Below are 6084 nucleotides of genomic sequence, written 5' to 3'. Positions count from 1 at the left end.
GTAAGCCGTAAGCCGTAAGCCGTAAGCCGTAAGCCGTAAGCCGTAAGCCGTAAGCCGTAAGCCGTAAGCCGTAAGCCAATATTATTAAATGCACTTCCCCAGTAATACCAAGGAGAATTTGCATTTAATTTAGTTCTTTTTATTTAAAAGCTTAATTAAACCACCGAGGCACAAAGTACACAGAGGGTATGAAAAAGTTTTTCATCTGACCCAAATATAGATTAGGCGCGATTGTTAGGTAGGACTAACTAAAGACTACGATAAATTGTATATGTGTTACCAGTTCGATAGTTTGTATAAACAAACTTAGCGTCATCAAGCTCGTGTACTCGATAAACTTCTTGATAGATTACTGGATGCTCTCCTACGAAATGCGTTACAGAGGTGTATAGGCAATCAGAGTATGACCACAAGCCAGACTCTCTATGTTTTTCATTCCCATATTCACTAAAGAAAATTGTTTCAGATTCATACGTACCATCTTCTTTGCGAAGCATAACCCACGTTTGCATTGTTCCATCATCAAATTCTTTTTTGCCTTGCCAGCGGCCTACAAGCACTTTAGAACCACTAGTAAGACAAGAACTGGCATCCTGAAATGCACGACTATTGAGCGAAAATTCAGGCTTATCTTCCAGGTTAGTAGTGGCAGTCAGAACCCAGAACTCATAACCGATAGTGGCACCTATACCAAGACAAAAAGAGACCAGAGCAATACAGAAAATTTTAAACATCAGTTACCTCTATAGATATAACAAGGCTGTAGAGTTTTTTTATTCTCAGCCAAGTCCATTAAATAAAAACCACAATATTTCACATTAACTTAAGATTCAATAACTTATTCTATTTTCATAATGGTTTGGGTTAAATTGCGTTTGTGGAATGGAGACTAGTAAAGTCTTGATTAAACCACTGAGACACAAAGTACACAGTGGTAAATAAATAGTTTTTCATCTGCCCCAAAATGTCTGATAAATAGAGTTGATTTTATGAAAAATTCCTTTTAAATTAGATAATTACTAATATCAGATGAGCGATTTAGCTCAAAGGATTATATTTGTGCGTACACTTTTATTTTGTCTATTTGTATTTTTGTCCTTTTTTATTAATACAACATCTTATGCAAAAAACTGCACGGACGGTAAAGACTTTAAGGGTAAAGAGATTACGGCTCAATCTTCGTCTAATTTATCAAAAGGCTTAATCTCTGCAATGACATATGACGCAAAAACAGAGTTAAGAGTTGGTGACTCAGGCAAAGCTATTCAAGCATATATTGATAAAGGCTTCCTACCTCAAAAACCAAAATTACGCGCTGATTACGTAGATTACTGGGTTCTTAACAAACCTATTGATTTTATGGGACATAAATTACTGCTTATTGAAGATGAATATATGGACCAGTATGTTGGATGTTGTGTTAATACTGGAGTTGGAATAAGTGTAGAAATTAAAACAGCTCTAACAAAACTAAAAAAGTTTGCTAAAGAGAATAAATGTTCATTTAAAGTTTATAATCAAGCTGAGTTTAATGAAAGCCTTTGGGTTTTTAATGCTGCTGATAAACTAGGAAAACAAAAAGAAAAATATGTAACCGTTAGCTGCCGGTACACATTATATTAAGAGTAGAAATTAAGATGGGTGGCACTTTTATTTTTTTTATGTTTCGCTACCACAAGAACTTGTTTTTTAATTCTTTAGTTGGAACCATACAAGTTTCCGTTTTACCAAAAACACTATACCTATTTCTAGCAAATAAACGGTAGAAATAATCGCGAATAGGTCTAGGTAGTATTTTGAACACTTTAAATAAAGGCCAAGCACCACCTAAATCTTGAGCTATTTCAATTGCGGCATTTGTACGGCAGAAGCATTTACCGTTTTTAATTAGAAGAAACGTATCAAACCCAACGTTTTCGACGTTGTAATCCGCAATTAATTTTTGAGCTGCTGGACTTTGCATTGGTGCGAAAACAAAATTATTTGAGTGGTCACGCTTTATAATGAAATTGATCGAACTGTTACAAAAATTACAAACTCCATCAAAAATAATAACGTGATGATTACTCATGATTCTCCAGAAACATAACAGCGTATTAGCGCGAATTCCTGTTAAAGGAAGTTATCCACAGAAGGATTTATTACGCTAATAAACTTTATTATTTAATAATAGTAATAACTTAACAGCCGAATAAAACATAAACAAACTATTTTTAACTGGGGGAAACGAGACATCCTTTGTACGAGCAAGGAGCGTTATGCTCTTATTCTGCTTTTGATGTTGCTCTGCTTTTGATTTACCTCTCCATCACAAAATCACTTCATTAAATATTATTTTTATAAAATTTGAAGCATGGATGCTGAGAAAGGACTGTTTGTTCACATCAAGGATGATGGGATGTCATCAAACATGGATGTTTTATTAGATGACCAAAGGACGATTTTCCAGTCTGGTTTTTAGCTACATGGATGTAGCAACTTAAGCTTTGTCTGGAACAAAAAGCTTGGTAAACAAAAATAACTATTGAATGAAGTATTAGTTTTGGTTGGAAGCGGCCTTTTTCGCCTACCTATTTTGGCTGTTGAAAAATATGGTCGAGCACATGGATGTGCTCGCTTAGGTTGTGTCGGGAACTGACAACCTGCGCCGAGGGGCGAGATAAGATCTAACAAACGACTCAATGTAAAAATTCAAAACTGGCTTTAGATCTTAAAAACTAAAACTTCAATTTAACAGCACTTATAGCGCCAGCTATAAAAAGAAAAACAATCCCCTATCCCCTTTGCCCCCAAGGATCTTCTACTGGGTTCTCTACTTTTTCCGCTAACATGGCCAAATACATAGCTTCTACTTTATCTCTGGCCCATTGGGTTTTTCTTAAAAACTTAAGACTAGATTTAATGGTTGGATCGAACATAAAACAGCGAACTTCAATCTGTTCAGCTAGATATTCCCAGCCGTAATAATCGACAAGATCTGTCAATAGGTTTTGCAGTGTGATCCCATGCAGTGGGTTATTAATTTGTGTACTCAATTCTAGCTCCAGTAAACGTTTATTTATCCGCCCAATTTACAAAGGCGGATAATTATCGCGGCTTACCGTCAATGGTACTTGATTTTCACCGTTTGTTTTAACTTTTATAACCTTTTAAAGGTTATTTATTAGCGACCATCGCCGTTCCAACGGAAGGTTAATGTACCAAGTCCTAAAAACACGCCAGTCATAACAAGCATAATGGCAATATGTCCACGTAAGTCATATAGGTTTGCGCCTTCTGTCATTATTGCTCTGGCACTTTCTACCAAGTGAGTTAATGGTAACCAGTTAGCAAGGTGTTGAATAAACTCTGGACTGCCTTCTAACGAAAACCACACACCAGAAAATATCATCATAGGCCAAGACGCCATATTTAATAAACCGCCAGTCAGCTCTTCACTTTGACTACGTGCGGCAATAACTAACCCTAACGAAATTAATGACATAGCACCAAGGATAGCAATAATAAATAAATCGAAATAACTGCCAAGCATATAGAAATCAAACATAATGTTGCAGCCGATAAAGATCACGGACGAGATACACATAACGATCATTAAGCGGGAAACAATTTGTGCTGACAAAAACTCAAGCGCGCTAACAGGGGTGGCGTTTAAACGTTTTAACACCATAGATTTACGGTATCTTACAATCACGTAACCTACACCAAATAAACAGCTGAACATCATATTCATGCCTAATATGCCAGGTAAAACCCAATCTATATAGCGTATTTGCTTGCCGGTTACCGTTTGTTTTACCCATTCTTTGCCAGTCATATCATTTTTATGTGCTAACAATAACTGTTCGGCCATATAACCAGTTGGAGATGTGTCGTTGATCCAATACAAACCTAAACGGTAATCCACCATTAAATCTAGCTTATGCTGCCTAACTTTACCTAAGGCTAATTCTGCATCTGTGTAGTCAACAAACTCTATATATTTAGTTTGTAAAAATGTAGCTGGTTTATCTGGATTATTTAACACGCCTACTTTGTAGATGTCTTTGCCGTCACCACTGAATACAATTGAAAAACCGACAAGGAGTAACACCGGAAATGCAATGCTCCATGCCAGTGAAGACTTGTCACGGAAGAATTCTAAATTCCTAGCTTTTAAAATCGCATAAAAACGTTTTAAAAATAACATTATGCCTGCTCCTCTTTTTCACTTTCCAATAACTGATGCCCGGTTAATTTAATAAACAAATCGTCCAAATTAGCTGATTTTACTTGCAGCCCTGCTAACGATATTTTTTTGCTTAATAAATCTGAAATAACCTTTTCTACATCTTCAGCGTCAATATCTACATGATGCTCACCAAATAAACGACCATAACTTTCAGGTTTTTCGTCTTTTAAATTTTCAATTGGCAGACGGATAATAGCGCCTGAGAAATGTTCAGATAACAAACCTTGTGGTGAGTTGTGAGCTATAATTTTACCTTTATCCATAATAACAATGTCGTCACAAAGGTATTCGGCTTCATCCATATAATGAGTGGTTAGTACAACGGTTTTGCCTTGTTGTTTTACTTTATTTATTAAGTCCCAAAAGTTACGTCTGGCGTGTGGGTCTAATCCTGTGGTTGGTTCGTCTAAGAAAATAATTTTAGGATCGTTAATAAGTGCTAAAGCCAACAACAGCCTTTGTTTTTGACCGCCTGATAACTTTTTATGATCTCTATCTGCAATCTCATGCAAATTACATAAGTCCATTAATGTGGTTTTGTCTGTAACCGTTGGATAAAAAGCAGAGAACATATCTATGGTTTCTTCTACCGTTAAAAAGTCTTGCAACGCGGTATGCTGAAACTGAATGCCAATATCGCTTAATACTTGTTTATTTATCGGCTGACCAAAAAATAGAATATCTCCAGAGCTTTGTTTTACCAAACCTTCCATCATTTCTATGGTGGTTGTTTTACCGGCTCCATTTGGCCCTAATAAACCAAAACAAGTGCCCTCTTTAACAGTGAATGAAATACCATCTACAGCTGTTAACTCTTTATATTGCTTGGTTAAGTTTTCTACTTTTATTACAACTGACATTGCAGCTCCAATTAATGACCTATGGCTAAGTTAAATTCGCAACTTTGCTATAGAGGTGATTGTCCAACAAACCTGATAAGCGAATGACAATAACGCCAAGTTTATTTGAACTCAACTATTACCTAATAAAAATTTACGGATAAAAGTTACGTAATACTATCTTTTATGAGGTGATGCATGAAGTTGTGATATGCAGATTTTCATTTGCTTGATATGATCGGCTCATTAGTCAAAACTTGAATACTTTGTATGCGCATATCTCGAATATTTCACTCACAGTCATTGTCGGTTAGCAGTTCTGTTAACTTGGAACCAGAAGCTGCAAATCACGTTGGCCGAGTATTGCGCATGCAGTCGGGGCAACAAGTGGTTTTGTTTAACGGCGACGGTCATGACTATTTGGCAGAAATTACTGACGTTACAAAAAAGAACGTTGTGGTTAACCTCTTATCTAAGCAAGAAGTCAGCAATGAATCACCACTTAAAGTACATTTAGCCCAGGGAATTTCTCGTGGCGATAAAATGGATTTTACAATTCAGAAGTCGGTTGAGTTAGGCATAACTGAAATCACGCCTATTTTTACCGAACGCTGTGGCGTTAAGCTTTCCGGTGAGCGGTTAGAGAAAAAACATAGCCAGTGGCAAAAAATTGCAATAGCCGCATGCGAACAAAGTGGCCGTGCTATTGTGCCTATTATTCATAAGCCTATTCAAATCACTGAATTTTTAGCACAAAAATCTGACCAACTTAAGTTGAATTTACACCCAAGAGCCTCCACTACAGTAAAAGGTCTGGTTGTTCCTGCTGCAGGAGTAAGATTTATTATTGGTCCTGAAGGCGGATTAAATGACGCTGAGATTGAGCAAGCGCTCAACGCAGGTTACCAAGAAATCTTATTAGGCCCTCGAATTTTACGCACAGAAACGGCAGCATTAACTTTATTATCAGCGTTGCAGTTACAGTTTGGCGACTTAGCCTAGCTTTAAACTTAT

7 protein-coding genes are annotated in these 6084 nt (G+C 36.7%); 2 read left to right on the top strand and 5 right to left on the bottom strand.

All coding sequences use genetic code 11. The features are described from left to right. Positions 1–248: 248 nt before the first annotated feature. Positions 249–734, bottom strand: a complete 486-nt coding sequence (locus tag Q0940_RS08410) for a hypothetical protein (RefSeq protein WP_299266935.1) — start codon at positions 732–734, stop codon at positions 249–251. Between the two features lie 325 nt (positions 735–1059). Between Q0940_RS08410 and Q0940_RS08405 the strand changes: the two genes are divergently transcribed. Then, positions 1060–1623 carry a hypothetical protein gene (locus tag Q0940_RS08405; protein ID WP_299266933.1) on the top strand — a complete coding sequence of 188 codons (564 nt, stop codon included), beginning with the start codon at positions 1060–1062 and terminating at the stop codon, positions 1621–1623. 46 nt (positions 1624–1669) lie between these two features. Here Q0940_RS08405 and Q0940_RS08400 read toward each other — a convergent pair whose 3' ends face one another. The 4 genes from Q0940_RS08400 to Q0940_RS08385 form a co-directional block, all read right to left on the bottom strand. Further along, positions 1670–2071, bottom strand: a complete 402-nt coding sequence (locus Q0940_RS08400; protein ID WP_299266928.1) for a DCC1-like thiol-disulfide oxidoreductase family protein — start codon at positions 2069–2071, stop codon at positions 1670–1672. 703 nt (positions 2072–2774) lie between these two features. Then, positions 2775–3035, bottom strand: coding sequence for a VF530 family protein (locus Q0940_RS08395; RefSeq protein ID WP_299266925.1), 261 nt, complete (start codon positions 3033–3035; stop codon positions 2775–2777). A 128-nt stretch (positions 3036–3163) separates the two neighbouring features. Then, positions 3164–4189 (bottom strand): ABC transporter permease, encoded by a 1026-nt coding sequence (locus tag Q0940_RS08390; protein WP_299266923.1) that lies wholly within the window; start codon positions 4187–4189, stop codon positions 3164–3166. After that, entirely contained in the window at positions 4189–5091 is a 903-nt protein-coding gene (locus Q0940_RS08385; protein ID WP_299266921.1) for an ABC transporter ATP-binding protein, read from the bottom strand. The genes Q0940_RS08390 and Q0940_RS08385 overlap by 1 nt, the downstream gene beginning before the upstream one ends. A gap of 249 nt (positions 5092–5340) precedes the next feature. On the opposite strand from Q0940_RS08385, the gene rsmE reads away from it, so the two are divergent. Next, on the top strand, positions 5341–6072 hold the full coding sequence (gene rsmE, locus Q0940_RS08380) for a 16S rRNA (uracil(1498)-N(3))-methyltransferase (RefSeq protein WP_299266918.1): 732 nt from the start codon (positions 5341–5343) through the stop codon (positions 6070–6072). Positions 6073–6084: the final 12 nt, after the last annotated feature.

The organism is uncultured Psychrosphaera sp. (assembly GCF_947500655.1).
GTDB lineage: Bacteria > Pseudomonadota > Gammaproteobacteria > Enterobacterales > Alteromonadaceae > Psychrosphaera.
This window is presented reverse-complemented; position numbering and strand designations above follow the sequence as displayed.